Origin of the sequence: Streptomyces sp. x-19 (assembly GCF_046549115.1) — a bacterium.
Lineage (GTDB): Bacteria > Actinomycetota > Actinomycetes > Streptomycetales > Streptomycetaceae > Streptomyces > Streptomyces albulus_C.
The window spans coordinates 18,881-44,782 of sequence record NZ_JAJPWK010000037.1 but is presented as its reverse complement, the minus strand read 5'-3'; the positions used below and the strand labels follow the sequence as shown (position 1 = coordinate 44,782).

26 protein-coding genes and 1 pseudogene are annotated in these 25,902 nt (G+C 70.8%); 14 read left to right on the top strand and 13 right to left on the bottom strand.

Annotated features, from left to right (window positions below; genetic code table 11):
• Positions 1 to 123: 123 nt before the first annotated feature.
• On the bottom strand, positions 124 to 288 hold the full coding sequence (locus ACLJT4_RS39310; protein ID WP_411129850.1) for a hypothetical protein: 165 nt from the start codon (positions 286 to 288) through the stop codon (positions 124 to 126).
• A 228-nt stretch (positions 289 to 516) separates the two neighbouring features.
• Between ACLJT4_RS39310 and ACLJT4_RS39305 the strand changes: the two genes are divergently transcribed.
• From ACLJT4_RS39305 to ACLJT4_RS39250, 12 genes and pseudogenes are all read left to right on the top strand, one after another.
• Entirely contained in the window at positions 517 to 1,749 is a 1,233-nt protein-coding gene (locus tag ACLJT4_RS39305; protein WP_411129849.1) for a helix-turn-helix domain-containing protein, read from the top strand.
• Positions 1,750 to 1,921: 172 nt separating this feature from the next.
• Positions 1,922 to 2,101, top strand: coding sequence for a hypothetical protein (locus ACLJT4_RS39300; RefSeq protein ID WP_411129848.1), 180 nt, complete (start codon positions 1,922 to 1,924; stop codon positions 2,099 to 2,101).
• Positions 2,098 to 2,409: a hypothetical protein gene (locus tag ACLJT4_RS39295; RefSeq protein ID WP_411129847.1), complete on the top strand. Its 312-nt coding sequence runs from the start codon at positions 2,098 to 2,100 to the stop codon at positions 2,407 to 2,409. Before ACLJT4_RS39300 ends, ACLJT4_RS39295 begins: the two co-directional genes overlap by 4 nt.
• An 8-nt stretch (positions 2,410 to 2,417) precedes the next feature.
• Positions 2,418 to 2,837 carry an ATP-binding protein gene (locus tag ACLJT4_RS39290; RefSeq protein WP_411129846.1) on the top strand — a complete coding sequence of 140 codons (420 nt, stop codon included), beginning with the start codon at positions 2,418 to 2,420 and terminating at the stop codon, positions 2,835 to 2,837.
• A complete protein-coding gene (locus ACLJT4_RS39285) occupies positions 2,834 to 3,370 on the top strand; it encodes a DUF6624 domain-containing protein (protein WP_411129845.1) in 537 nt (178 codons plus the stop codon). Before ACLJT4_RS39290 ends, ACLJT4_RS39285 begins: the two co-directional genes overlap by 4 nt.
• Positions 3,371 to 3,471: 101 nt before the next feature.
• Positions 3,472 to 4,386 carry a radical SAM protein gene (locus ACLJT4_RS39280; RefSeq protein WP_411129844.1) on the top strand — a complete coding sequence of 305 codons (915 nt, stop codon included), beginning with the start codon at positions 3,472 to 3,474 and terminating at the stop codon, positions 4,384 to 4,386.
• Positions 4,383 to 5,525 carry a methyltransferase domain-containing protein gene (locus tag ACLJT4_RS39275; RefSeq protein ID WP_411129843.1) on the top strand — a complete coding sequence of 381 codons (1,143 nt, stop codon included), beginning with the start codon at positions 4,383 to 4,385 and terminating at the stop codon, positions 5,523 to 5,525. The genes ACLJT4_RS39280 and ACLJT4_RS39275 overlap by 4 nt, the downstream gene beginning before the upstream one ends.
• Positions 5,526 to 6,408: 883 nt before the next feature.
• Complete coding sequence (locus tag ACLJT4_RS39270) at positions 6,409 to 6,678, top strand: helix-turn-helix transcriptional regulator (RefSeq protein ID WP_411129842.1); 270 nt, start codon at positions 6,409 to 6,411, stop codon at positions 6,676 to 6,678.
• Between the two features lie 114 nt (positions 6,679 to 6,792).
• The gene (locus tag ACLJT4_RS39265; protein ID WP_411129841.1) at positions 6,793 to 8,166 is read left to right on the top strand and encodes a tyrosine-type recombinase/integrase; all 1,374 of its coding nucleotides are present in this window, start codon (positions 6,793 to 6,795) and stop codon (positions 8,164 to 8,166) included.
• A gap of 14 nt (positions 8,167 to 8,180) precedes the next feature.
• Positions 8,181 to 8,294 (top strand): annotated as a pseudogene (locus tag ACLJT4_RS39260) (3-hydroxyacyl-CoA dehydrogenase family protein); the annotation flags it as partial.
• A 390-nt stretch (positions 8,295 to 8,684) separates the two neighbouring features.
• Complete coding sequence (locus ACLJT4_RS39255) at positions 8,685 to 9,956, top strand: hypothetical protein (RefSeq protein WP_411129840.1); 1,272 nt, start codon at positions 8,685 to 8,687, stop codon at positions 9,954 to 9,956.
• Positions 9,953 to 10,591 (top strand): hypothetical protein, encoded by a 639-nt coding sequence (locus ACLJT4_RS39250; RefSeq protein ID WP_411129839.1) that lies wholly within the window; start codon positions 9,953 to 9,955, stop codon positions 10,589 to 10,591. The genes ACLJT4_RS39255 and ACLJT4_RS39250 overlap by 4 nt, the downstream gene beginning before the upstream one ends.
• A 153-nt stretch (positions 10,592 to 10,744) precedes the next feature.
• Here the strand turns inward: ACLJT4_RS39250 and ACLJT4_RS39245 are convergent, their stop codons facing one another.
• Complete coding sequence (locus tag ACLJT4_RS39245) at positions 10,745 to 12,895, bottom strand: tetratricopeptide repeat protein (RefSeq protein WP_411129838.1); 2,151 nt, start codon at positions 12,893 to 12,895, stop codon at positions 10,745 to 10,747.
• Between the two features lie 584 nt (positions 12,896 to 13,479).
• On the opposite strand from ACLJT4_RS39245, the gene ACLJT4_RS39240 reads away from it, so the two are divergent.
• Positions 13,480 to 13,737, top strand: coding sequence for a hypothetical protein (locus ACLJT4_RS39240; RefSeq protein WP_275465444.1), 258 nt, complete (start codon positions 13,480 to 13,482; stop codon positions 13,735 to 13,737).
• Positions 13,738 to 13,749: 12 nt separating this feature from the next.
• Here the strand turns inward: ACLJT4_RS39240 and ACLJT4_RS39235 are convergent, their stop codons facing one another.
• From ACLJT4_RS39235 to infC, 9 genes are all read right to left on the bottom strand, one after another.
• Positions 13,750 to 14,280, bottom strand: coding sequence for an NUDIX hydrolase (locus ACLJT4_RS39235; protein WP_411129837.1), 531 nt, complete (start codon positions 14,278 to 14,280; stop codon positions 13,750 to 13,752).
• 48 nt (positions 14,281 to 14,328) lie between these two features.
• Entirely contained in the window at positions 14,329 to 15,666 is a 1,338-nt protein-coding gene (locus tag ACLJT4_RS39230) for a transcriptional regulator (RefSeq protein ID WP_411129836.1), read from the bottom strand.
• 200 nt (positions 15,667 to 15,866) lie between these two features.
• Positions 15,867 to 18,392, bottom strand: a complete 2,526-nt coding sequence (pheT, locus tag ACLJT4_RS39225) for a phenylalanine--tRNA ligase subunit beta (RefSeq protein ID WP_411129835.1) — start codon at positions 18,390 to 18,392, stop codon at positions 15,867 to 15,869.
• Positions 18,392 to 19,516 carry a phenylalanine--tRNA ligase subunit alpha gene (gene pheS / locus ACLJT4_RS39220; RefSeq protein WP_016576623.1) on the bottom strand — a complete coding sequence of 375 codons (1,125 nt, stop codon included), beginning with the start codon at positions 19,514 to 19,516 and terminating at the stop codon, positions 18,392 to 18,394. Before pheS ends, pheT begins: the two co-directional genes overlap by 1 nt.
• Positions 19,517 to 19,691: 175 nt before the next feature.
• Positions 19,692 to 20,807 (bottom strand): ATP-binding protein, encoded by a 1,116-nt coding sequence (locus ACLJT4_RS39215; protein ID WP_411129834.1) that lies wholly within the window; start codon positions 20,805 to 20,807, stop codon positions 19,692 to 19,694.
• Positions 20,808 to 20,881: 74 nt separating this feature from the next.
• Positions 20,882 to 21,745 carry a TrmH family RNA methyltransferase gene (locus ACLJT4_RS39210; RefSeq protein ID WP_016576625.1) on the bottom strand — a complete coding sequence of 288 codons (864 nt, stop codon included), beginning with the start codon at positions 21,743 to 21,745 and terminating at the stop codon, positions 20,882 to 20,884.
• 179 nt (positions 21,746 to 21,924) lie between these two features.
• On the bottom strand, positions 21,925 to 22,311 hold the full coding sequence (gene rplT, locus ACLJT4_RS39205) for a 50S ribosomal protein L20 (RefSeq protein WP_016576626.1): 387 nt from the start codon (positions 22,309 to 22,311) through the stop codon (positions 21,925 to 21,927).
• Between the two features lie 106 nt (positions 22,312 to 22,417).
• Entirely contained in the window at positions 22,418 to 22,612 is a 195-nt protein-coding gene (gene rpmI, locus ACLJT4_RS39200) for a 50S ribosomal protein L35 (protein WP_016576627.1), read from the bottom strand.
• 123 nt (positions 22,613 to 22,735) lie between these two features.
• The gene (gene infC / locus ACLJT4_RS39195; RefSeq protein WP_275465440.1) at positions 22,736 to 23,431 is read right to left on the bottom strand and encodes a translation initiation factor IF-3; all 696 of its coding nucleotides are present in this window, start codon (positions 23,429 to 23,431) and stop codon (positions 22,736 to 22,738) included.
• 358 nt (positions 23,432 to 23,789) lie between these two features.
• Here infC and ACLJT4_RS39190 point away from each other — a divergent pair, with 358 nt between their 5' ends.
• On the top strand, positions 23,790 to 24,179 hold the full coding sequence (locus ACLJT4_RS39190; RefSeq protein WP_016576629.1) for a DUF1844 domain-containing protein: 390 nt from the start codon (positions 23,790 to 23,792) through the stop codon (positions 24,177 to 24,179).
• Positions 24,180 to 24,262: 83 nt separating this feature from the next.
• On the opposite strand, the gene ACLJT4_RS39185 is transcribed toward ACLJT4_RS39190, so the two are convergent.
• Complete coding sequence (locus ACLJT4_RS39185) at positions 24,263 to 25,030, bottom strand: MIP family channel protein (protein WP_411129833.1); 768 nt, start codon at positions 25,028 to 25,030, stop codon at positions 24,263 to 24,265.
• A 101-nt stretch (positions 25,031 to 25,131) separates the two neighbouring features.
• Positions 25,132 to 25,863, bottom strand: a complete 732-nt coding sequence (locus ACLJT4_RS39180; protein WP_411129832.1) for an SseB family protein — start codon at positions 25,861 to 25,863, stop codon at positions 25,132 to 25,134.
• Positions 25,864 to 25,902: the final 39 nt, after the last annotated feature.

Here is a 25,902-nt window from a genome sequence, read left to right as displayed (position 1 = left end):
GCATCGCCACCCGCTACGACAAGACCCCAGACAGCTACCTCGCCGGCCTTCATCTTCGCGCCTCCATGATCTGGATCAAGGACCTCGCTCAAACCAGCCATTGATCACAACTCAATACGCGCCCTAGAACGGCTCCGCGGCGCAGTCGAGACCGGGTTCGCCCGCGTCGACGGCGCCCTCGCACTCGTCGTTCAGCGATCCGACCAAACCGACCGACGCCTCGCCGACCTCGACAACCGCCTCGACGCCGTCGAACGCCGCCGCTGGCCTCCCCAGCATCGCCGCCATGGTCGGCATCGTCGACCTGGCCGTGACCGTCTGGCAGGCCACCATCGCCCGATAGAACCAACGCGCCCCCGCACGGCCGTTCGTGGCCGTGCGGGGGCATTCGTGCGTTTCGGCATCTGGGACCGCCGGCCGCTCTTGCCATATCAGCCCAAGTTCCCGGTACCCGGAGCTTGCGCCCCGCGTACTCTGGCAGTAGTCCCGCGTCGTCACTACCCATAAGGGGTGCCGGTGAACACCTACTCGCGTGAACTCACCACAGGCGACCGAATCAAGCTGTACCGCCAGCGCAAAGGGCTCTCGCAGGCCGCGCTCGGGGGCCTGATCGGCCGTTCAGAAGACTGGGTAAGCAAGGTCGAACGGGGTGTGATCCCGGTCGACAAACTCTCTGTCCTGCTCGAAATCTCGCGCGTCCTCGACATCCGAGAGTTGGCCGAACTGACCGGCCGCAGCATCGCTCTGGCCGTGACCGGGTCGCCCGAACACGAATCAGTGCCGGCGATCCGCCGCGCGCTGAACACCATCTCGTCTCGCCTCGGCGCCGACCTTCCCGGCGCCCCGCTGACCGCAGACGAGTTGGCACTGCGCGTCGACGAGGCATGGCATTCGTACGAGCACGACGTCGACCGTTACGCCGTCGTCGGACCGCAGTTGCCCACCCTGCTCGCCGAAGCGCACTATGCCTCCCGCAACGCCAGCTCCAACGACGAGGCCAAAGTCGCGCGGGCCGTGATCAGCCTCTATCACCTGTTGCAGGTGTTCCTGCGCCGTGTGGGAGAACAGACGCTTTCCCGCCTGGCCGCCGACCGTGCGCTACAGCTCGCCGACCAGTCCGGCGACCCCATCCTGCTCGGCGCATCCGCGTGGAACCTGGCCGGGATCCTGACCAGCTCGGGTGACGTCGCCGAGTCGGCAGACCTCGCCCGGTCAGCCATGGAGGTAACCACGCCGGGCGACGATGCATCGCCCGAACTTCTCTCTGTTCACGGCGCGTTGCACCTTGCCGCGGCCGTTGCCACCATGCGCGACAGCCGGCCGTCGGCAGCATGGGATCTGTTGCACGACGCCGAGCGTGTGGCTCGCCGCGCCGGCGTTGACCGCAACGATTGGCGTACGTCGTTCGGTCCGACGAACGTGGCCATGCATGGGGTGCACCTCGCTGGCGAGGAAGGCGACGCAACCGAGGCACTGCGCCTCGCCGACACCGTCGAGGACGACAATCCGGTGCTGCCGCTCGAACGGCGGACCCGGTACATGGTCGAGGTGATGAACGCCAACCGGCTGAAGCAAGATGACTATGCGACCCTCTACATGATCGGTCGTATTCGCAAGACGTCGCCCGAAGAGGTCAAGTTCTTCCCCTTGGTACGCGAGGCCATCCGCGACCTCCTCAAGCGCGAACGCCCCACCTACCGCGCCGAATTGCGCGATCACGCCGCACATGTCGGCGTCCTCGCTGGCTGATTCACAAGCCCGGAAGAAAGGCACCCCGGAATTTTTTCCGGGGTGCCTTCGCGTGTGCCCCCTACGGTCTGGCCAGTGGTGAACTCCCCTGCCAAATCAAACAGTTGAAAGGGGCACGATGACCTCAAGCCATCAGTCCGCCCGACGCATCGAGAGGGCACCCAACAGGCCGATGGGCCGCACAAACGCCGGCCGCTTCTTCATCCCCTTACGAGTCACCGACGGCCAGCAGGTCACCGAGGAGTACCTCGTACTGACCGGCGCCGACTCCGAGCAGCTCATCGACGAGCTGTCACGACTGCTGGCCGGAGGCGAACCCGCGCCGCTCGACCCGGTAGGGGGGCCCGCGTGAGCGCCCCCGCCCCGACCGGATACGCATTCCTCGGCTTCACCTGCGCACACCGGGTTGTCGCCGGCGTTGTCGTCTGCGACGACAACGAATGGCGCGAGGTCTCCGAGGTACTCGACGAGCGACTGCACGCAGGCGCCCCCATCATCACGTTGGTGAGCGGCAGCACTTTCATGTTCGTACGCCCCGAGGCGCGACTGCTCATCTGCGCGCACCAGGCCCCCGCCCCCTGCGAGCGACACAAGACCCCCGAGCCTCTCGCCGGCCCGCCCGCTGGGCTAGCCCCGACGGCCCCGGAGGGTTGGAGGTGATCCGAACCATGACCCTCGCACATGACACGTGGGCCCTCATGGCGCCCCCGCCCCGGCTCGTACTCGACGCCGTCGAGACCTCCGCCAAACTGGCCCGCGACTTCACACGGGAGTACGTCACCTTTCACGCGTCGGACATCGGCGGCGAACTGCTCGACGACGTAACCCTCGTCGTCTCCGAGATCGTGACCAACGCCATTCGATACGGCACGGAACCGGGCGACTCCCTGCTCGTCGCCCTCGCCCACGGGCCCGACCGCGTCAGCGTCGAGGTCCACGACACCCGACGTGCCTCGCCACGCTTCAAGCCGGAGTCCGTAGAGAGACAACGGGGCCGTGGAATGTTCATCGTCGACGCGCTGGCAACCTGGGGCGTTCACGAACGCCCGTTCGGCAAAATCGTGTGGGCAGAGGTGAAAGCCTCATGAGCACAACCCGACCGACCCATCCGGAAATCGCCCTCGCGTTGCTCGACCTCAAGCGGAAGCACCGGGAGGCGCAGGCAGTTGCGGACCTCCGCAACGACGTCGAGTCGATCGCCCAGCTCGCCTGGGCCGAGGACAAAGGCACAGCAACGCTCCGCATGGTCATGGCCGTACATGGCTGGCCCGGTCACACCCTAGCCGGCGAGGCTGGCGCCGATGCGGCCTGGTGGCTCGCCCAGCACTCCGACGACCCGACCTTTCAAGAGCAGGCACTCGAACTCCTCCAGGAAGCCGTACAGGCCGGCGAAGCCACCCTGCGCCACCTAGCGTTCCTGACCGACCGGGTTCGTGTCCGCACCGGCCGTCCACAGCTATACGGAACCGCCTTTGCTGTCGACGCAAGCGGCGTTCGAGCGTTCGCTGTCGAAGACCCCGAACGCCTCGACGAGCGGCGCGCCGAGATGGGGCTCGAACCGTTCGACGAGTTCGACAAAGTCGTGCGTCTCATCACCAAGTTGCCGCCCGCAACCGCGTGACCAGTAGAACGGGCTGCCCCGGAGTGAGATGGACCCCGGGCCAGCCCGCCGAGATCGAGCGTACAAGCCACCACCCATCCAGAGCGCTGAAGGAGACCACCATGAACGCAGCAACCGACTTACGTGAAATCCGCTCCGTTGAGCTGGAGATCACCGGGACCTGCACCCTCCGGTGCTCGCACTGCTGCACCGAATCCAGCCCCCAAACCCCCGCCGGCGCCATGACCCCCGAGGACTGGCACCGCGCCATCACCGACATCGCGGACCTCGGCATCCCCCGGGTGCAGTTCATCGGCGGCGAGCCGACCCTCAGCCCCCACCTGCCGCAGTACATCGACCACGCCCTCGACCGCGGCCTCGGCGTCGAGGTCTACTCGAACCTCGTCCACGTCCGCCCGACCCTGTGGAACGCCTTAGACCGCGACGGCGTCCGCCTGGCGACCAGTTACTACAGCGACAACGCCGACGAGCACGAGCAGATCACCAAGGGCCGAGGCAGTCACGCCCGGATCCGCGCGTCCATCGTCGAGGCCCTGCGCCGCGGCATCCCCCTGCGCGTCGGCATCGTCGAGGTTCTCGACGAGCAGCGCGTCGCCCAGGCCGAGGCCGAACTGCGCCGCCTCGGCGTGCGGGTGATCCACACCGACCGTATGCGCAAGGTTGGCCGCGCCGCCGACCCCGCCGACGGCCTGCCCAGCACGACCGAGCTGTGCGGCCGGTGCTTCCGGCAGCGGGTGTCCATCTCCCCCGATGGCGAGGTGGCCGGGTGCATCCTCAGCCGCTTCCTGCCCGCTGGGAACGTGCGGCTGCAGCCCCTCGCCGAGATCCTGAACGGCGGCCGATGGGCCGAGATCACTGCCACCATCCCCGCGCCCCGGGCCGCCTGCCCGCCTGACGACTCCAGCGATTGCGACCCCGCCAACACCGAGGCGTGCGAGCCGGCATTCGACGATGACCTCGTACCCGCCCCCGCCCTGACCGCCCACACCGCAACCGTCCTGGAGGCCAGCGCGTGACCTGGCAATCCCTCGCGGAGGCCCTCGCCCAGAAAGTGACGCACCGCGCGTCACGATGGCGCGAGCCCCTCGCCACGACCCCCCGGCACCTCTTCGTCCCCCACTGGTGGGAGCGCGCCAACGACGGATGGTCGCTGCACTCGCCGGCCGACACCGACGCGCGGCTGCGCGCCACCTACGCCGACACGTCCCTCGTCACCCGCGTCGGCCCGCACCACGCCGACCACGCCCAACCTCACGACCACGCGCACGGCCGGCCGACGTCGTCCTCGACCCTGCCGAGCCTGGTCATCACCATGCACCGGCACGCCTACCTCGACCCGGCCGACTCCCTGCTCTACATCGGCACCGGCACCGGATACGGCACCGCCCTGGCCTGCCGCTACCTCGCCGCCCCCGAGCAGGTCACCAGTGTGGACGTCGACCCCTACCTCGTCGAGTCCGCACGCGACCACCTCAACGAGGCCGGCCTGCACCCACGCGTCGAGACCGTCGACGCCGCCGGCCCTCTACCGGTCACCCCCGGGTCCGTAGATCGACTCGTCTCCCTCGTCTCCGTGCCTCGCATCCCCGCAAGCTGGCTCGACGCCCTGTGCGTCGGCGGCCGACTCGTGACCACCATCGCGGGCACCTCCCTACTCGTCACCGCAGAGAAGAACCCCGACGGCACCGCGACGGGCCGCGTGGAGTGGGACCGCGCAGGCTTCATGCAGACCCGCCAGGGCCCGGACTACCCGCCCACACCCGGCCTTGACACCCTGCTCGCCGCCGCAGAGCAGCAGGACGGCGACGACGTCACCACGGGCCCATACCCCGTCGTGGACGTCGCTCAGGCGTGGGACCTCGATTCCATGCTCAGCCTGACCGCCCCCGGCATCGTTCACCGCTACCACCAGGCCGGAGAACGGCGCACCGCGCTCATGGCGCACGAGGACGGCTCATGGGCCCGCGCCACCGCCCAGGGCACCGACCGTCCCACCGTCCACCAGACCGGCCCCCGCCGCCTGTGGGACCTGCTCGACGACGTCCGCGCCTACTGGCTCACCCACGGCGAACTACCCGTGCGCGGCGCCCGCGTGCTGATCAACCCCCGCCGGACAGTCCTCACCCGCGGCCCCTGGCACATCAAGCTCACCTGACCCCCACACAGCAACGGCGCCCCACCGGAAACCCTCCGGCCGGGGCGCCGCCGCATCATCGCGAAAGCTCATGAACGAGATCATCCGAGACCAGCACACCGGCACCCTCCTGGCCCTACGCTGCCCCGCACCTCTGTGCCGAAAGATCATCTACGTGCTCGGACAGCGCCTCGAACGTCACTGGGGTGACCCCTTCCTGACGAACCCGGCAAACCCCTGCCGCTTCTCCGAAGCCCAAGTCGAGGACCTCGTCCCACACGGGCCACTCCCCGCCCCTGGAGGCGCCTCTTAGACGCGCTACACACCGATCGGGAGCGCCGACATCGACACCGCTACCGCGGGCCCGCCCGGCGACTGCCCCGGCCGCATAGTCAACAGCTTCTTGATTACGCCACGATGTACCGACCCGATCAGGCTGATGTCGGCCGCGGTCATGATGCGCGACCGCGTGGCGCCCTCACAGACCCGGCCGTCGCACTCCAGGAAGTGCGGCGGCCGGGTGCGGTTCACGCCGCGTCGGCAACGGCCTGCCGTCTGCGGCTGGCGCGTGGCCGAGGTGCCGGTGCAGGTCGTACCTCGTGACCTTGTAATAGAGCTGATGACCTGCCCATACGCCGGATTTTGCCTCCCGCCAGTTCGCCTATGGCAGACGCCCACGACTGGAGACTTGCTCGGACGCCATGCCAACGTACGGGTGTCGGCAAAACCGCCGCTCTACGTAGGGAAGAACCAGCGCCATGGACTTCTACGCCCAAGTGCAACAGCTACACCTCCTCACCGCCGGAGGTCTCCATTAGGCCCCTACCAGAATCCTCCGGTCTCACCAAGTTCGAACTCCTCTGGATAGTGAGCGCATAGGCACTTCTCACCTTGGAGACCGGAGATGCACGATCAGACCACTTCAACGCACGAAGCCGCGTTCTTGAATCTGACCAAGGCAGCAGAATACCTCGGCATTTCACCGAACACGTTGTACGTCTGGCGTCACCGGCGGCAGGGGCCGCCGAGCTTCCGCATGGGAGGCCGCGTCATGTACAGGATCTCGACGCTCAATGAGTGGGTCATAGCGCAGGAGCAGACGGATTCACGTTCCAACCCTGCCCTCAGTCCCCTCGGCCAGAAGCCGATGAAGCGCGCAGTACGCACTCCTTAAAAGGCTTCCCGCAGCCCGAACGAAGTTAGGGCCACCGATCTTCCGGGCCCTTGGCGCACGATTACCCATCGTCTCCCCACACATATCCAGTTGAGTTCGTAGGAGCAGTTTCCCTTGGCGGGGTACATAGAAGATCGCTGGCTCAAGAAGAAGCCCAACAAGGACACCGGCAAGCGGGAACGAACTGCCCTGTGGGGCAACGGAAAACGCTACCGAGTGAAGGGCATCCCGGGCGTCCGAGACCGCTCGTTCGACACGAGCGAGGACGCGAAGCAGTGGCTCGCGAACACGCAGACCGACGCCAAACGTGGCGAGTTCGTCGACCCTCGCGACGGGGCGATTCCCCTCACCGAGTACATCGAGAAGCACTGGTGGCCGAGCCGGTCAGACGAACCGTCGACCGCCGCCCCCATGCGCAGCAAGATCTGGAACCACATCATCCCGTTCCTGGGCGAGACTGCGCTCCGGGACATCGACGCTGCCGCGCTGCGCACCTGGAAGGCCCAGCTGCTCACGCGCGTCGAGGCATCCACGGCCCAAGTGATCTGGATCCACCTCTCCACCATCCTCGAAGCCGCCGTCGAAGACGGCCGCCTGGTCAAGAACCCCTGCAAGGCTCGCCGGACGGTCAAGGCACCCAAGCCCGCGAAGACGAAGGCCAAGGCGTGGGCCAGGGCAACCGTGGAGGCCGTCCGAGCGGGTCTTCAGGAGCGGTACCGCATCGCGGTGGACCTCGGCGTGGGTGCCGGCCCGCGGCAGGGCGAAGCGTTCGGCCTCGGCGAGGAGGACTTCGACTTCGATGCCGGCGTCGTGCACATCCGCCGGCAGCTACGGTGGGACTCCAGGGGAAGGCCGTACTTCTGCCTGCCGAAGGGTGGCAAAACGCGGACCGTCCCCCTCTCCCCCAACCTCGCCAAGCGTGTCCAGAGCCATCTGCGTCGCTTCCCCCCGGTCGCCTGCACACTCCCGTGGCGCAATCCCGAGCCACCGGCGACCGAGCTGGAGGCGCGGCAGCGCAAACCGATCACCGTCCGGCTGGTCCTGAGCACCTCGCAGGGCAATCGGATCAACTACTCGACGTGGAACAAGCAGAGCTGGCGGCCGGCGCTCGCGGCGGCCGGAGTCCTGAAGTTGGTCGGCGAGAAGGTCGCGACGTGCGGACGCCGCACCCGTCGGTACCCCGTCTACGAGCTCTCCCGCGCGGACATGTTCCACGTCCTCCGGCACACGTACGCGAGCACCCAGCTTGAGGCGGGCGAGTCGATCGTGAGCGTGTCGGAGTGGCTCGGGCACGCGTCGCCGCAGACCACGCTGAAGCACTACGCTCACTTCGTGCCCGGTGCGGGCAAGCGGGGCCTTGCCGCAATGGACGCGTGGTTCGATGAAGAGCCGTCGTCGGGTCAGGATCCACAACCGAATGTCCCTGAGAAATCCCTGGACGGTCCGCAAGCCCCGAGCGAGCCCGGAAACCGCAGGTCAGGGTGGTAGTCGCCCACATCGTCAGCCTGTACGAGGAGTACAAGGAACCGCTCTACGCCGCTCCCCCGCTGCTGCAGCGGATGGTGGACGCGGGCCGGCTCGGGCGCAAGAGCGGGTCGGGGTTCTACTCGTACTGAGACGTTTGAGAAGTCCGTCAAGTGGCGCTGTTCCAGAGGAAGTTCACCCGGAACAGCGCCAGTGGCGGCGTGGCGGGCGAGTGGCTCCGCTGCCCCCTCCATCGGCGGAGTGACGGTCGGCCTTGCCCCTGAAGAATGATGCGGGCCGGTGACGGGGCGGAGCTGACGGACCGCTCCGCCGGCTGGCCGCCTTCGCCAACGATGCGCCCCGACCGGCGCAAACGCTCCAGGACCTGTCGGCTTCTCCCGCGCTGCAAGCTTTCTGCAACCACCCGGCAAGCCTTTGGCACACCCACCCGGGCACCTCCTCCGTACCCCCGCGGATCGGCAGGGGCAACGGGAGGCGGCCGTCACCACGACGGCGGCGGACAGCAGACATTGGGGGATGTCATGTCGGCAATCACCACGTCCTACGGGCTGGGACGGGAGAGCCAGAAACCGGAGTACGAACGCGAGTGGCTGACGCTGGTCGGCCGCAAACGCGTCCTGGTCATCGTGCACACCGTGCCCTACGGGAAGCGGCTGCAGGAGGTGTTCTCGCTGCTGGAGTCGGACTTCCGCGTCCAGGTGATGTTCACCGCGCCACCGCATGAGTTCAGCGACGGGGTGGCGCAGTTGCTCAGCCGGCTGGGCACTGTGCAGCTCGCCTGGCAGGAAGCGGTGCGGATGGAGTTCGATCTCGTACTGGCCGCCGGTCCGCGCGGGGTGGAGGAGATCCGGGGCCCGCTGATCACGCTGCCTCATGGCGCCAACTACCTCAAGCGGGTGGGGCCTTCGGGCAAGCAGTGGGTGGCGGGACTGTCCCGGCGAGACATCGTCCCGGACGGCAGGGCGCTGCCCGCCGCCGTCGTACTGCCCCACGAGGACGATGCGGGCGAACTGGCACGCCACTGCCCAGCGGCCCTTCCCGTGGCGGTCGTGGCCGGCGATCCGGCGCATGACCGGATGGCGATCAGCCTGCCGGAGCGCGATGCCTACCGTAGGGCGCTCGGCATCGGCGCCCGGGAGCGGCTGATCGGCGTGGTCTCCACCTGGGGTCCGCATTCGTCCTTCGGCTCGTTCGAGACGCTGTTGCCCCGGCTCCTGACCGAGTTGGACGACGACTCGGTACGGGTGGCCATCCTCGTCCACCCCAATGTGTGGTCCGGGCACGGTGCCTGGCAGGTACGCGCCTGGCTGGCGCAGTGCCGGACGCGGGGCATCGCGGTGGTGCCGCCCGAGGCGGACTGGCGCGCGGTCCTGATCGCGGCCGACGGCATCATCGGGGACCACGGCTCGGTCACTCTCTACGGCACGCTCACCCACGCACCGATCCTGCTGGCGGCGTCACCGGAACGGGAGATCAACCCCGCCTCGCCGGCCGCCACGCTCGCCCTGACCGCACCGACGCTGTCGCCCGCCCATGGGCTGCTGGAGCAGTTGGACTACGCCGCGGCCGAATACCGACGGCCGGACTACGCCGCCATTGCTGCGCGCATCACCTCCGAACCCGGCCGGTTCAGCCGGAATATGCGGCGACTGCTGTACCGCGTCCTGGGCCTCGGCCAGCCCGCGTTTCCCGCCCTCACCCGACGCCTGCCGCTTCCGTCGGCGCTGCAGACCTGGGTGGCGCGGGATGACGGGGACACCTGGCACGCAGGAGAGTCGGAGGTGCCGGCATGACGGCGGTCACGTCCGATGCGCCCCGGTGGCTGCGGCGCGGCGGCCGGCTGGTGAGCGTCGAGCCGGCCGTGGCAGCGGGCGACCGGTGGGCCCTGCCCGGCACCGGGGGGCCGACGCTACGGATGGTCCTCGGCACGCCGGGGGGCGCGTATGTGGTGGAGGCCGTGAGGGAAGGCGGGTGTTTGGTCCAGGCACCGGGCGACGGGACAGCCGAGATCGCCGACGAACGCGTCGACGCGGGCCGGCTGTACGGCCTGCACGACCACTTCGCGGTCGATATCGACCTCTGCGCCGAGGAACGCTGGCTCGGGTGCGCCGACCTGCTGCACGGCAGTGTCCCCCGGCCACGTGACCACGCCCTGCGCTGGGTGGCCGACGTACTCGCCGACCGGGTCGGCTGCCGGCTCGCCACGCTGCCCCTGGAGGACGGGGGCTGGGTGGTGGCGGAGCGCCGGGGCAGCCGAGGTCAGGTGCGACCGTACCTGGTGCCCGCGCCGTCCTGGTGCGGAAGCCCGCCCACGGCCACGGACCGGGCGTTGCTCGCCTCTTGCCTGTACGGCTGGGCGGCAGCGGGGCAACCATGGGGCAGGCTGGCGTCGATGGTCGTCCTGACGCGCGTTACGTCCACGGTCTGAGGGTCCGCCACGTACCGGGCACCATCGAGTCGATCAGGCGCCGGGCAACGGGAAGACCGCCGCTGCCCGCCGCGTTGTGGACCCGTAGGGGGTGCTCGTGCCCCCTACGGGTTCTGTTCGAGCGCCCCTGGGGAGTGTCCGCCCCCAGCAACTTCACCCGCCCAGTTCGCCCAACCGCCCCGCCAGCCGCGCCGCCTCGTCAGGGCTGTGCGGCAGATGAGCCGCCCGGGAACGCTCGTAGAACTCCCGGGCGGCATCCCTCTCACCATGGTGCTGGGCGCTCCGGCCGAGCAGTTCCAAGGCCCTGGCCCGCCAGTGAGTCGCTCCCGACGCCTCGAATACGGCCAGCGCCTCCCGGAGTTCGCCGATGCCTCGCTCGTAGCCGTCGGCCCCGACGTCCGCGGCGCGCTTCCTCGGGCTTGCGGCCAGTGTGTGCGCGTAGCCGAGGAAGGCCAGCGCCCGCGCCGCGTCGTACGGGTCCCGTACCTCGGTCAGCAAGGTGTGCGCCTGGGAAAAGCAGTCGACGGCGCGGTCGATGTCGTCGCCCTCCAAGGCGATCTCACCGACGATGATCCGGGACAGCGCGGCACCGCGCTGATAGCCGCAGCCCTCCCACGCCGTGATGGCCTGGGAGAGGTACGAGACGGCCTGTCCGGTGCGGCCCGCCTCGCGATGGCAGGTGCCCAGACCGTGCAGCGCCTGTCCTTCGTCTCGCACGTCGCCGGCCTCGCGCGCGGCTGCCAGGGACCGGTGGTACCAGTCGACGGCGTCGTCGATGCGATGCGCGCTGGTGAAGCCGATGGCGCCGGAGTTGAGCATCTGGCGCTCCGCTGCCCGGTCACCGGCGCGTTCCGCGGCGGCGAGCCCCAGTTCGTGGGCCTCGATCCACAGGCCGTAGTGCCTCAACCGCAAGAACAGCGGCCACATCGCGTCGACGATCTGCCAGCCCGTGTCGTACCAGCCCTGTCCGGTCGCGGTGCGGACGGCTTCCAGCAGGTCCAGCCGGTGCACGGCCAACCACTCCAGCGCCCCCGTCTCGCCGTCGAACGGGAGCGGGAGACCGTCGGGGCGGAAGACGAAGTCCCGCCGCAGGGTGAGCTGAATGGGCGTGAGCAGCCGTTGAGCCTCGGTGGCCGTCGCCAGGTACCAGTCGCACGCCCGGCGCAGGGTCTCGCTGCGGCCGTCGTCCGTCTCGTCCAGGAGGCCGCGCTCACGTGCATGGAGCCGCACCAGATCATGGAAGCGATAGGCGTCGGGCCCGGACTCCTCGATCAGATTGGCCTCGAGCAGCGCGTCGATCAGCCGCTCGGCCACCCGCATGGGCACCCCGCAGACCGCCGCCGCGCTGCGTACTTCGAATACCCGCACCGGCAGCAGGCCCCACCGCCGGTACAGCCGCGCGGCACCCTCCGCCAGGACCGCGTACGAGCCGTCCAGTCCGCTGCGTACCGCCTTCTCCCCTTCCACTGTCAGCTCCTCCAGGCGATCGCGGTCCTCGGCGAGCGCGTCCACCAGGGCGCGCAGCGGCTGCTTGGGCCGCGCTGCGAGACGCGCGGAGGCCAGGCATACGGCCAGCGGGAGGCCGGCGCACAGCAGAACCACCTCGCGAGCCGCCGCGGCCTCGTTCTGCACCCGTTCCCGACCCACTCCACGCGACAGGAGTTCCTCGGCCGCTGCCGGGTCCAAGACGCCCAGGTGGTACACCCGAGCGCCGTCCACGCCCAGCCCGGTCAGCCGGTTTCTGCTGGTCACGACGGTGAGGCCGGATCTGCCGCCGGGGAGGAGGGGCCGGACCTGGGCCGCGGACAGAACGTTGTCGATCACTATGCCGATCCGGAGGTTCGCCGTGACCGAGCGCCAGAGCGCGGCTTGTTCGGCCAGCCCGGCCGGGACCGGGCCCACTCCGAGGGCCCGTAAGAACTGGCCGAGGATCTCACCGGGCTCGGCGGGCCCCTCGGGGGAGTGCCCGCGCAGGTCGGCGTAAAGGTGGCCGTCCGGATACGCCTCGTCGGTGTCGCGCAGCCACCGCGTCACCAACGCCGTCTTCCCGACGCCGGCGGGACCGCTGACCACTATCAGCGGCGCTGAGTGTCCTGTGTGCCGGGAGCGCAGGTCGTCCAGGGCCGCCAGGTCGTCGGAGCGGCCCATGAAATGGGCCGTGAGGGGCGGGAGTTGGCGTGGCACCGGAAGGGTCGGCTGTCGCCCGGCGCCATGAAGGTGGATGCCGCCGGTCACCTCTCCCGCCTGGATGACGGGGCCGTTGAGCTGCGCCTCGCCGCCGACCACGTTCCCGTCCCGACCCATCCGCCCCCCTGTTCCACCGACCCCCACCATCGATCACATCTGCATCAAAAAGTGGATCGCCTCGCTCACGGATCGATCACGAATGGATGGCCGGTCACGCATTGACCGGAGGGTAACTACCCATCAAGTGCGGGACGGAGAACCTGACATAGGAATTCGGCCATTGCGCCGGGCCCTCTGGTCCGCTCCACGGCGGACGACGGGGACGCCCAAGCCGCCGTCGACCTCCTGCACCAGGCCGACGATCTGCCGCTCCACAGACGGAGGTACGGGGGCCGTCCGCCCGCCGCTCGGGGGATGGTTCGGCGGGCGGATCCGGCCGGCGGGCGCCCGACCGCCGGCTTCGGCCCCCGTGCCTAAGAGTGAACCTCCTTCCGGCCGTTGATGACAGTGTGTGAATGCGCCATCTCCGTGCGCCCGCTTCGCACCCCGTGCGAAATGCTCACCGTGCGTCACTTCGCACGGGGTGTGAACCGCTGACCCGTATCCGCCCTCCGCACACGCTCCCGCCTTCCACCGCAGCACAGTTGACTGGTGCCGGTAATCCCCCGACCGCCACCAGGAGAAGGAAAGAGGAGCGGAACGTGACCGCCCACCGGGACCCCGATCCGATCACCGCCGACTTAGCGGAGCTCAGACGCCTACTCGACGTGCGCACCGCGACCGTCGACGGTCAACTCAGGTTGCAGGCCGAGCGCTGCGAGCAGAACACGCGTGACGCGGACGAACTGCAAGCCCGCGTCACGCGGTTGGAGAGCCGCCGCTGGCCACTGCCCTCGCTCGTCGCACTCACCGGGCTCGCCGCGCTGGCGGCCACCGTGTGGCAGCTCTCCGGACGCTGACTCCGGGCGGCCTCAGCCGAGTCGGATGTGGTGCAGCATCAGCAGCGCCGCGGCCATGTTGGCGGCCGGCACCTCCCCCCTGAGCACCATGTCGGGCACCAGCTTGAGGTCGACCCACTCGCGCCGGTCCGACTCGAAGTCGTCCTCCGGGGCGCCGAGGTACTCGGCACGGTCGGACCAGTAGATGTGGTGCCGCGCATCGGTGAGGCCGTTGGACGGCTCCACCGTGAGGAGGTGGTGGAGCGGCCCGGGGCGCCACCCGGTCTCCTCCTCCATCTCGCGCGCGGCCGCGCCGGCCGGATCCTCCCCGTCCTCCACGACGCCGGCGGCCAGCTCCCAGCCCCAGCTGTCGGTGATGAACCGGTGCCGCCACAGCAGCAGCACCTCATTGGCCTCGTTGACCGTGGTGGCCACCGCGACCGGCCGCATCCGGATCAGGAAGTGATCCAGGTGACGGCCGTCGGGCAGCGCCACGTCGGCCAGGTTGACCCGGAACCAGGGATTCGCGTAGACGGGCTTTTCGCTGAGGTTGTTCCAACGCACGTAACTGCCACCTTCCGGTGTTGGGCCGGCAAGGTGACACGAGCCCGGTCACAGCGGAACGCGCAGCACCTCGTCGATGAGATCGGCAGCCTCGTCCGTCGCGGAGCTCCCGGTCTCCGCCAGATGCTCGCGCACCGCTCGCAGCCGGTCCCGCAGGCGCTGCGACTCCATGCCCCGAACCTGCTCCGTCATCTCCGCGGCGTTGGCCACGGCCCGGTCCGCGTCCCCTTGGCGCAGCTCGATGTGGGTGAGCATGGCCAGCCGGTGCACCCGGCCGCGGTCGTGTGCGGGGGTGTCCACGGCGGCGTCCGCCTGCTCCCGGGCGGCCCGCAGGTCCCCGAGGCTGAGCAGCGCCTCCGCCACTTGTACGTTCACCAGGCCCGGCTGCACGTAGCCCGTCTCGGCGGGCTCCATCCCGGGGCGGATCCGCTCCGCCGCCGCCTCGGCCCGCCGGATGCAGTCCAGTGCGCCGGCGCCGTCGCCGAGCCGCGCGTACGCCTTGGCCTGCATGGCGTGCAGGTCGGCCGAGAGCGCCGGGGTGAGCTGTCCGCCCGCGGCGCGCAGGGCCGCCTCCGCGAAGGCGACGGCCTGGCGGTGTTCCCGTACGAAGAGGGACTGGTTGACCAACAGCGCGATGATGTACGCGCCGAGCCCGCGGTCCCCGCTGGCCTTCGCCAGCCGCAGCGCCTGATGGAAGTAGCGCTGGGCCAGCCCGAGAGCGTCCGAGTCGTACGCGCAGATGCCCGCGACGGCCACCAGCCCACCGGTCGCCCGGTGCAGCTGACGCCCCGTCGCATCGCTGTAACTGCCCCGCAGCAGCGGCGCCGCCTCGGTGTTGAGGAATCCGACGATGCGTGCTCTGGTAGCGATACCACCCGCCTTCCGGTACAGCTGCTCGTAGTGGGTCCGCGCGGCCCGGAGCATCTCGATGTCGGCCATCCCGACCCGGGCCACCCCGTCGCGCGAGACGTCGAAGTCCTCCGGCGGGTTCTCCCACTCCCACACGGGGATGATCGCCGACGTCCCGGTGAGCGCGGGCGCCGCGACCACGTGCGGCCGCTGCTGCTCGTCGGACCGCCACAGCGCGGTGGCCCGCTCGACGAACCCCGACAGCGGGGTGCCCGGAGCCTGGCCCGTGCCCGGCCCGCTGAACCCGATGTCGGCCAGCCCCACCGGCCGGTGCAGCCGCTCGCCGAGGATCTCGCAGATCAGGTCCGGGACCTGCCCGCGCGGCCGCTGCCCCTTGAGCCATCGCGCGACGGCGGTGTGCTCGTAGCGCAGCGCCAGCCCGCGCTGCCGCCCGAGGTGGTTGACCCGCGCCGCGAGCCCGGCGTGGGAGATGCCGGCCTCGTCCAGGATCGCGTCGAGCAGCGTGTTGGGCTCCATGCCTCGCCCCCAGGGACGTACGGACTCCGTAAGTCCAGCGTAATCAGGGGGAGTTCGCACCCCGTGTGAACCGGCCGCGGACGAACGGGGCGGAACGGGGGCGACCGGGCGACGCGCAGGTGACGGCTGCCCGCGGCACGCGTACGGGCCCCCGCCCACCAGCGTGGACGGGGGCCCGTACGGGGCACGGGGCCGGGGCGTCAGCCGCGCAGGACCGCGCCCACCCGCTCGACCGCGACGGCGACCGCCGCGTCCCGGGCCGTGGTGGCCTCCTCGGCGGTCAGCGTGCGGTCGTCCGCCCGGAACCGCAGTGCGTAGGCCAGCGACTTCTTGCCGGCGCCCACCTGCTCACCGGTGAAGACGTCGAACAGCCGCACCGACTCCAGCAGTTCGCCGGCACCGTCGCGGAGGGCGGCCTCGACGTCCGCCGCCGCCACCGAGGCGTCGACGATCAGCGCGACGTCCTGCGTGGCGACCGGGAACGTGGAGATCCGCGGCGCCTTCAGCGCACCGGCCGCGGCCCGCTCCAGGCGGTCCAGGTCGATCTCCATCGCGCTGGTGCGCTCCGGCAGGCCCAGCGTCTTGACGACGCGCGGGTGCAGCTCACCGGCGTTGCCGACGAGCACCTCCTCGCCGTCGACCAGGGCGAGCAGCGCCGCGCACCGGCCCGGGTGCCACGGGGCGTGCTGGTCCTGACGGACGATCAGCTCGACGCCGGCCTCGCGCGCGACCCGCCGGCCCGCCTCGATGGTGTCGGCCCATCCGGCCGGGTAGCCCGATCCCCACCAGCCGGCCTGCTCGCGGGCGCCGGCCAGGACCACGGCGGCCCGGCGCGGCTGCTGCGGCAGCGAGGCGTCCAGCGACGCGATCTCGTCATCGGTCGGCCGGCGGTCCACCACCAGGCGGCGCGCCGGCCGCTCCTGACCGGTCGCCCGGAACACCGGGCCGGTCTCGAAGAGGGCCACGTCGTGGTTGCCCCGCCCGTAGTTGCGGCGCAGCGCGCCCAGCAGCCCGGGGATCAGGGTGGTGCGCAGGTCCGGTTCCTCGTCGGACAGCGGGTTCACCAGGGTGACCGCGTCCCGCCGCGGGTCGTCCGCCTCGATGCCGAGCTGGTCCAGCACCGCCTGACCGGTGAACGGGTAGTTCAGGGCCTCGACGTAGCCGGCGCCGGCCAGCACCCGGCCGACCCGGCGGTGCAGGCGCTGACGCTCCGTCAGCCCACGGCCGGCGGGCGGCAGCGGCAGCGTGGACGGCAGGTTCTCGTAGCCCTCCAGCCGGATGACTTCCTCGGCCAGGTCGTTCGGCTCGCTGAGGTCGGGGCGCCAGGACGGCACGGTGACCACCAGCTCGTCCTGCCCGTAGACGTCGCAGCCCACCTGCTGGAGGCGGCGGACGACGGTCTCCCGGCCGTACGTCACGCCGGCCACCTTGTCCGGGTGGTGCGCCGGGATGGTGATCGTCCGCGGCCCACGCGGCGAGACGACCTCGGTGACGCCCTCCTCCGCGGTGCCGCCGGCGAGCAGTACCAGCAGGTCCACGGTCCGCTGCGCGGCCGCGGACGCCGCCTCCGGGTCCACCCCGCGCTCGAAGCGCTTGGCGGCCTCCGACGAGAGCTTGTGGCGGCGGGCGGTGCGGGCGATGGAGATCGCGTCGAAGTGCGCGGCCTCGATCACCACGTCGGTGGTGCCGCTCAGCCGCCCGGTCTCCGGGTCGACGACCGGCGCGGCGATCTCGGTGTTGGCGCCGCCCATCACACCGGCCAGCCCGATCGGGCCGCGGTTGTCGGTGATGACCAGGTCCTCGCCGTCCAGCACCCGCTTGGTGCCGTCCAGGGTGACCAGTTCCTCGCCGGGCGTGGCGCGGCGGACGCCGATCGGGCCGTCCACGGTCGAACGGTCGTAGGCGTGCAGCGGCTGGCCCAGCTCCAACATCACGTAGTTGGTGACGTCCACGGCGAGCGAGACCGGCCGCATCCCGGCCTTCTGCAGCCGGCGCTGGAGCCAGATCGGGCTGCGGGCCTCCGGCTCCAGGCCGGTCACCGTGCGCGCGGTGAAGCGGTCGCAGCCGATCGGGTCGCCGACCTGGACCGGGTAGCCGCCGGCGTTCGGCGGCGGCACGTCCAGCAGCGCCGGGTCGCGCAGCGGCAGCCCGAAGGCGATGGCCGCCTCGCGGGCCACGCCGCGCATCGACAGGCAGTAGCCGCGGTCCGGGGTGACGGCGATGTCCAGCACCTCGTCGCGGAGCTCCAGCAGCTCGATCGCGTCGGTGCCGACCTCGTACTCCGGCGGCAGCACGATGATGCCGTGCGTGCCGTCGTCGCCCATGCCCAGCTCGTCGCCGGAGCAGATCATGCCGTGCGACTTCTTGCCGTACGTCTTGCGGGCGGCGATCTTGAAGTCGCCGGGCAGCACGGCACCGGGAAGGACGACCACGACCTTGTCGCCGACGGAGAAGTTCCGCGCACCGCAGACGATCTCCTGCGGCTCACCGGTGCCGTTGGCCTGGCCGACGTCCACCGTGCAGAAACGGATCGGCTTCTTGAAGCCGTCCAGCTCCTCGATGGTGAGCACCTGACCGACGACCAGCGGGCCCGTGAGACCCTCGCCGAGCCGCTCGACGGTCTCGACCTCCAGGCCGACCTCGACCAGCTTCTCCTGCAGTTCGCGGCCGGTCGTCGTCGCCGGCAGGTCGACGTACTCCCGCAGCCAAGAAAGCGGGACCCGCATCAGATCTCCATCCCGAACGGCCGGGTGAACCGGACGTCGCCCTCGAACATGTCGCGCATGTCTTCCACGTTGTGCCGGAACATCAGCATCCGGTCGATTCCGAACCCGAAGGCGAAGCCGCTGTACTTCTCCGGGTCGACGCCGCAGGCGATCAGCACCTTGGGGTTGACCATCCCGCAGCCGCCCAGCTCGATCCAGCCCTCGCTGGAGCAGGTGCGGCAGGGCCGGTCCGGGTCGCCCACGGACGCGCCGCGGCAGACGTAGCAGACCATGTCCATCTCGGCGGACGGCTCGGTGAACGGGAAGTAGTTCGGCCGCAGCCGGGTCTTCATGTCCGGACCGAACAGCGCCTGGACCATGTGGTCCAGGGTGCCCTTGAGGTCCGCCATGGTCAGGCCCTCGTCGACGGCGAGCAGCTCGATCTGGTGGAAGACCGGCGAGTGCGTGGCGTCCAGCTCGTCGGTGCGGTAGACCCGCCCCGGGCAGACGACGTACACCGGCGGCTCGCGGTCGACCAGCGTGCGGGCCTGCACCGGCGAGGTGTGGGTGCGCAGCACCACGCCGGACTCGTCGCCCTCGGTGCCGTTGCCCCGGACGAAGAAGGTGTCCTGCATCTGGCGCGCCGGGTGGTCCGGCACGAAGTTCAGGGCGTCGAAGTTGAACCACTCCGCCTCGACCTCGGGGCCCTCGGCGACCTCGTAGCCCATGGCCACGAAGACGTCGGCGACCCGCTCCATGAAGGTGGTCAGCGGGTGCCGGGCGCCGGCCGGAACCCGGTCGTACGGCAGCGTGACGTCCACCGCCTCCTCGACCAGGACGCGCGCGTCGCGCTCCGCCTCCAGCTCTTCCTGGCGGACCTTGAGCGCCTGGTTGACCCGGCCGCGGGCCTGGCCGACGCGCTTGCCGGCGTCCGCCTTGGCGTGCGGGGGGAGGGCGCCGATCTCACGGTTGGCGAGGGCGAGCGGCGACGTGCCACCGGCGTGCGCGATCTTCGCCTGGGCGAGCGCGTCGAGGTCACCCGCGGCGGCGATGGCGGCCAGCGCCTCATCGACCCGTCGGGCGATCTCTTCCGGTTTCAGGGCTTCGACCTCGACAGGGTCGTACGACTTATTGGGTGCGGACATCTCTTCCCGTGCTTCCGGTGGTGTGGCTTGGCGCGGCTCGCTTCGCCTCGGCTCTGCGCCCGCGTGTCCGCGATGCCTGTGCGCCAAAGGTGCCAAAGGTCAAGTCTAAGGGGCGGGCCCTCCCGGACCCGCCGTCGGCCCTGTCCGGGCCGTCGCGGGGCGCCCGCCGCGCGCCTCAGGCCAGGAAGGCCGGGGCCGCGACGGGCAGGCTAAATCGGAACTGGGCGCCGCCGGCCGGGGCCCGGCCGACCGTGATCGTGCCGCCGTGGGCCTCGACGATGCCCTTGACGATGTAGAGACCCAGCCCGGTACCGCCGCGCTTGCTGCCCCGCCAGAAACGGGTGAACACGCGGCTCATCGACTCCTCGGGGATGCCGGGACCCTCGTCGCTCACGGTGACGCTCGTCCCCTCTCCACCACTGGTGTCCTTCACCGGTCCGACCTCGATGGTGACGGTTCCCTCGCCGTGGCGCACCGCGTTTTCCAGGAGGTTGCCCAGCACCTGGTCCACCTTGTCCGGATCCGCCCACAGATCGGGCAGTGGTTCCCGCAACCGGATCAGGAAACGGTCCGGCAGCTGGCCCGCGGTGGTCTGCGCCTGCACGTGCCGCCGGACCGCGGCGATCATGTCGACCCGTTGGCGGCGGACCTCCAGCCGCCCGGAGTCGATCCGGGAGATGTCCAGCAGCTCGGCGATCAACCGGGTGACGCGGTTGGCGTCGGCGTCCACCGTCTCCAGCATCAGCCGCTTCTGGTCGTCGGTGAAGCGTTCCCACTTCTGGAGGAGGGTGGCGGTGAAGCCCTTGACGGAGGTGAGCGGCGACCGCAGCTCGTGGGCGACGGTGGCGATCAGCTCGGCGTGGCTCAGCTCGGTGCGCCGACGCGCCTCGGTGCCGCGCAGCGCGATCACCAGGCGCCGCACCGGGCCGGTGGGCCGGGTGCGGACGTAGCGGGCGGAGACCAGCACCTCGCGGCCCCCGAGCAGCAGGTTCCGCTCCGGCTGGCCGCGTCGGATCGCGAGCCCCCCGTACGGGTCGGTCAGCTGCCACCAGCGCCGGCCCTCCAGGTCCTGCAACGGCAGCGCGTCCCCGACCGGCCGCCCCAGCGCGGCCGGCGGCTCGATGCCGGTGATCCGGGCGGCGGCGGCGTTGAAGCAGATCACCCGACCGTGCTCGTCGGCGACGACGAGGCCGTCGGGGAGGTCGTCGGGGGTCAGGCCGAGCACCGCGCCGGCCGCTTCGGGCGGGCAGTCGTCAGCGGCGGCAGTGCTGGCCGAAGTCCTCGCCGTCATCGCCGTGTTACCCCCTTCCGGGCCGGAGCTGGCAACACTACTAGCTCGGCCCGGCCCGACCGTCGGGATCGCGACTACGCCCCTCCGGCGGGTGACGTCGCGCGGCAACCTCCGGTGGTGCGCTGGGCGCGCGCGGAGGCGTACAGGCACACCGCGGCGGCGGTCGCCAGGTTGAGGCTCTCGGCCTTGCCGTGGATCGGGACGCGCACGACGGCGTCCGCCAGCGCCCGGGTCTCCTCCGGCAGCCCCCACGCTTCGTTGCCGAACACCCAGGCGGTCGGCCCGCCCATCGCACCGGCGTCCAACTCCGCGTCCAGATCGCGGTCGCCGGCCCCGTCGGCGGCGACGATCCGCACCCCGACGCCCTGCAACCCGGTGACGACCTGCTCGACCGGCACGCCCACCGCGACCGGCAGATGGAAGAGCGAACCCACCGACGCCCGCACCGACTTGGGGTTGTAGAGGTCCACGGAGGCGTCGGTCAGCACCACCGCGTCGGCGCCCGCGGCGTCCGCGCAGCGCAGCACCGTACCGGCGTTGCCGGGGTCCCGGACGTTGGCCAGCACCGCGACCAGCTGCGGGCGGGCGGCGAGGACCTCCTCGAACGGCGAGTCCAGGAAGCGGCAGACGCCCACCAGCCCCTGCGGGGTGACGGTCTGCGAGACGTCCGCGACGGTCCTGTCGTCGGCGAAGTGCACCGGCACCCCGGCCGCCCGGGCCGCCTCGACGATCTCGACGTGCCGCTCGGCGGCCTCGACGGTGGCGAACAGCTCGATGAGGGTGGGCGCTCCACCGACCCGGTGCGCGACGGCCTCGCGGACGGCCTGCGGGCCCTCGGCGATGAACCGGCGTTCCTTGCCCCGGAAGTGGCGGCGGGCCAGTCGCCGGGCGGCGGCGACGCGCGGGGAACGCGGGGAGATCAGCTCGGGGGTGCCCATCGGCGGCGGCTCGCTTCTTTCGTTCGGTGCGGGCGCCCGAGACGGGCGCGGGGGGTCTCCCCCGAGGAGGGGCCGGGAGTTCGGGGGAGGGTCCGGAAACGCGGCGGACCCGCAGGCCGGGGCCCGCGGGTCCGCACTCGTGACGTCGTCACGACGTCACCACGCTGTCAGGCTGCGCTTCAGGCGGCGGCCTTCGGAGCGTTCACGTCGCTCGGCAGCGCCTTCTGGGCGGCCTCGACCAGCGCGGCGAACGCGTTGGCGTCGGTCACGGCCAGGTCGGCGAGGATCTTGCGGTCCACCTCGATGTTGGCGGCCTTCAGACCCTGGATGAAGCGGTTGTAGGTCATGCCGTTGGCGCGGGCAGCGGCGTTGATGCGCTGGATCCACAGCTGACGGAAGTCGCCCTTGCGCTTCTTGCGGTCGTTGTAGTTGTAGACGAAGGAGTGGGTCACCTGCTCCTTGGCCTTGCGGTACAGGCGGGAGCGCTGGCCGCGGTAACCGCTGGCCTGCTCCAGGATCGCCCGGCGCTTCTTGTGAGCGTTGACTGCCCGCTTGACGCGTGCCACTTGTTAACTCCTTGTAGCGGGGTCGCGGTGGTTCGTCACACGACCCGATTCGACGTGGGTCCCGGTTCGGTCGGTGCGCCCCGCCCGTGTGGCGGAGCGCCCCGGCTCACTTGCCGAGAAGCTTCTTGATCTTCGCGGCGTCGCCCGGGGCCATCTCGGCGTTGCCGGTGAGGCGACGCGTCACGCGGGACGACTTGTGCTCGAGCAGGTGGCGCTTGCCGGCGCGCTCGCGCAGCACCTTGCCGGAGCCGGTGACCTTGAAGCGCTTGCTGGCACCGCTGTGCGTCTTGTTCTTCGGCATGCGCCGTTCTCTCCTCGTCAGTGGCGCTCCCACCGGCGGGGACCGGCATGCGGGAGCGTCAGATGTGTCGGTTGTTCCGGGGCGGGTGCCCCGGCGTGAATCCGGGGCAACTCACCCAAGAGGTCACGCCTCGGCGGGCTCCTCGGCGGGCGCCTCGGCAGCCTCCGCGGGAGCACCACCCTGGCGCTCTGCCTTGCGGGCGGCCTGCGCCTCGCGGGCCTCGGCCATCGCCTCGGTCTTCTTCTTGTGCGGACCGAGGACCATGATCATGTTCCGGCCGTCCTGCTTCGGGTTCGACTCGATGAAGCCGAGGTCCTGGACGTCCTCCGCGAGCCGCTGGAGCAGTCGGAAGCCCAACTCGGGGCGGGACTGCTCGCGACCACGGAACATGATCGTGATCTTGACCTTGTCACCCTGCTTGAGGAACCGAACGACGTGACCCTTTTTGGTGTCGTAGTCGTGCGGGTCGATCTTCGGCCGGAGCTTCATCTCCTTGATGACCGTGTGCGCCTGGTTCTTGCGCGCCTCACGGGCCTTCATAGCCGACTCGTACTTGAACTTTCCGTAGTCCATGAGCTTGCAGACCGGCGGACGGGCGTTCGCCGCCACCTCGACCAGGTCGAGGTCGTACTCCTGCGCAAGCTCCAGGGCCTTGGCAAGCGGCACAATGCCGACCTGCTCGCCACTGGGACCGACGAGTCGCACCTCGGGGACGCGAATCCGGTCGTTGATGCGGGGCTCGGCGCTGATGGATCCTCCTCGGTAGCACCACGCGACGGCCTGGCGGACTGCCGCGTAACGTCTGTTCGGTGTGACCAACCGCGCCGGTACATGAAAAATGCCCCGACGGGACACAGGCGGGGCTCCACGTGGATCAGGAGCACCGCCGCGAAACATCCGCGGGGCGCAGCCGGACCGTTGACCCGCCAACCTGAGATCGGTCGGGTGGGAGATCGGAGCCTCCACTTGTGGGCCGGTCACCTATGTGTCCGGCCGGTCGCAGCAACCAGAATACACGAGTCAAGAGGGGAGCCGCACTCTCGTGCGGACGGGTGACGCTCGCCGCACGGGAGGACACCTGCCGTCCCGGGGGACGACGGCTCCCGGGCGCGGGGCCGTCGGACAAGGGCCATAGGCTGGGGGGCGACCCCTCCAGCAGGAAGTGAAGCCCCAGCCCATGAGCGAGCAGACCCCCCAGCAGCCGGCCGCCCCGGAGACCGCCGGCGCGGCGCGGCCCGACTTCGAGACCATGACCCGGGACATCTCGGAGGTCCCGGCCGTCGAGGTCATCACCACGGTCGCGGTGCACCTGATGAGCTCGGCGGCGGTCAACCTCGGGCTCGCCGAGGGCGGCGAGGACCACAAGGACCTCGATGAGGCCCGCAAGCTCATCCACGCGCTGGCCGGGCTGGTCACCGCCAGCGCCACCGAGATCGGCTCGTACCACGCGGCACCGCTGCGGGACGGCCTGAAGTCGCTCCAGCTCGCCTTCCGCGAGGCGTCCGTGGTGCCGGACGAGCCGGGCCAGGGCCCCGGCGAGAAGTTCACCGGGCCGGTCTACGGCTGACCCCGGCGGGCGGACCCGTACGCGACGACGAGCCCCGGCCGGATCGGCCGGGGCTCGTCGTCGTCGCAGGCCATGCGGGCGCCTCAGACGCGACCGCCGGGAGCCGGTTCGTCCGGCTTGCTCGGCTCGCCGCGGGCGGCCCGGTCGGCGACCACGACCGGCTCCTGCGGTGGGTGGGTGATCTGGTGCACCACCGCCGCCAGTGCCCCGCCGATCAGGGGCGCGACGATGAAGAGCCACACCTGGGTGATGGCCGCACCGCCCGCGAAGATCGCCGGGCCGAGACTCCGCGCCGGGTTCACCGAGGTGCCGTCCAGCGGGATGCCGATGAGGTGGACGGTGCCCAGGGCCAGACCGATCGCCAGGCCGCCGAAGCCCAGCACCGCCACCTTGTGCGTGACGCCGAGCACCACGAAGACGAACAGGAACGTCATCACGATCTCGGCGACGAACGCGCCGCCGAGGTTGATGTGCACCGCCGAGCGGTCGCCCCAGCCGTTCGTGCCGAACGCGGCGTGGGTCTGGAGCCCCGGCACCTGCTTGGCGACCAGGAAGAGCAGGGCCGCGCCGACGATGCCGCCGAGGACCTGGGCGATCCAGTACTCGACGGCCGTACGGACCGTGATGCGCCGGGCCAACAGCATGCCGAGCGTCACCGCGGGGTTGATGTGGCAGCCCGAGATCGGGCCGAGGGCGTAGGCAAGCGCGAGCATGACGAATCCGAAGGCCAGGGCGATGCCGAAGGTGCCGATGTATTCGCCGGCCAGCACTGCCGCGCCGACGGCGAAGAACACCAGGAGCAGCGTGCCGAGGAATTCGGATACGACCGTGCGGGTCTCCGTGGTCTCCATGGGCTCTCCTCGCGTGGATCTTGAGCTCTCCTCGCATTGTGCGGCCCGGAGGACGAAGCCGCCCGTTGGGCGCGGGCGGCGCACGAGCGTGATCCGGCGGATCAGCGCTGGTAGAGGGGCTCCCCGGAGGTTTCGGCGCCCGGCGGGAGGAGGGCCAGGTCCAGGCCGCGGACCAGTCGGCCGCGGAGGGTCTCGTCCGTGGACAGCGCCTGCGCCAGCCGCTGGGCCGCCTCGGCGGGGACCACGCCCGGGGCGAGGCCGAGGGCGAGGGTGCCGTCGGTCTCGGCGGACGGCGTCAGGTGCGCCAGGACGACCGCGGGCTCGGCGGCGAGGACGGCCCGCAGCGCCTCGGTCACGGCGGGGTCGGCGAGCGGATCGGCGGCGGTCCGGCCCTCGGCGAGGGCACGCAGGGCGGCGCCGGTCAACTGGTACGTGGCGGGACCGGCCAGGTCGATGACCACCGTGTCGGCCTGCTCGTGCGCGGCGGCCAACAGGGCCTGCCGCAGCGGCACGGCGACCGGGCGGGCGTCCGGGCGCCAACGCTGGAGCGTCTCCATGGAGGTGAAGGCCGGCAGCGCGCGACGCCCGTCGGGAGCGGTCAGCGTGGGCACCGCCATGTCGCTGGTCTTCTCCCGGCGCAGCCCGTCGGGGCCGGTCTCGACCTCGCCGAGGACCGCCACGACCGGGACCAGGAGGCGGGCGTCGGCCAGGGCCGTCAGGAGGGCGGGTTCGGTGCCGGGATCCGCCGCGTACGCCGCGAGCGCCGCGGCGAGCGCGGGGTCCGCGGAGCCGTCGTCGTCGGCGAAACCGGGGTTGGGGATGTTCTTCTGCACCCCGCGAGACTATCCACGCCCGGTGCCCCGAACCACGCC

Coding starts and splice junctions, on each gene's coding strand:
- ACLJT4_RS39310 (WP_411129850.1), bottom strand. CDS start 288: ATGGCGGCGATGCTGGGGAGGCCAGCGGCGGCGTTCGACGGCGTCGAG.
- ACLJT4_RS39300 (WP_411129848.1), top strand. CDS start 1,922: ATGGGCCGCACAAACGCCGGCCGCTTCTTCATCCCCTTACGAGTCACC.
- ACLJT4_RS39290 (WP_411129846.1), top strand. CDS start 2,418: ATGACCCTCGCACATGACACGTGGGCCCTCATGGCGCCCCCGCCCCGG.
- ACLJT4_RS39285 (WP_411129845.1), top strand. CDS start 2,834: ATGAGCACAACCCGACCGACCCATCCGGAAATCGCCCTCGCGTTGCTC.
- ACLJT4_RS39280 (WP_411129844.1), top strand. CDS start 3,472: ATGAACGCAGCAACCGACTTACGTGAAATCCGCTCCGTTGAGCTGGAG.
- ACLJT4_RS39270 (WP_411129842.1), top strand. CDS start 6,409: ATGCACGATCAGACCACTTCAACGCACGAAGCCGCGTTCTTGAATCTG.
- ACLJT4_RS39255 (WP_411129840.1), top strand. CDS start 8,685: ATGTCGGCAATCACCACGTCCTACGGGCTGGGACGGGAGAGCCAGAAA.
- ACLJT4_RS39250 (WP_411129839.1), top strand. CDS start 9,953: ATGACGGCGGTCACGTCCGATGCGCCCCGGTGGCTGCGGCGCGGCGGC.
- ACLJT4_RS39245 (WP_411129838.1), bottom strand. CDS start 12,895: ATGGGTCGGGACGGGAACGTGGTCGGCGGCGAGGCGCAGCTCAACGGC.
- ACLJT4_RS39230 (WP_411129836.1), bottom strand. CDS start 15,666: ATGGAGCCCAACACGCTGCTCGACGCGATCCTGGACGAGGCCGGCATC.
- pheT (WP_411129835.1), bottom strand. CDS start 18,392: ATGCGGGTCCCGCTTTCTTGGCTGCGGGAGTACGTCGACCTGCCGGCG.
- pheS (WP_016576623.1), bottom strand. CDS start 19,516: ATGTCCGCACCCAATAAGTCGTACGACCCTGTCGAGGTCGAAGCCCTG.
- ACLJT4_RS39215 (WP_411129834.1), bottom strand. CDS start 20,807: ATGACGGCGAGGACTTCGGCCAGCACTGCCGCCGCTGACGACTGCCCG.
- ACLJT4_RS39210 (WP_016576625.1), bottom strand. CDS start 21,745: ATGGGCACCCCCGAGCTGATCTCCCCGCGTTCCCCGCGCGTCGCCGCC.
- rpmI (WP_016576627.1), bottom strand. CDS start 22,612: ATGCCGAAGAACAAGACGCACAGCGGTGCCAGCAAGCGCTTCAAGGTC.
- ACLJT4_RS39190 (WP_016576629.1), top strand. CDS start 23,790: ATGAGCGAGCAGACCCCCCAGCAGCCGGCCGCCCCGGAGACCGCCGGC.
- ACLJT4_RS39185 (WP_411129833.1), bottom strand. CDS start 25,030: ATGGAGACCACGGAGACCCGCACGGTCGTATCCGAATTCCTCGGCACG.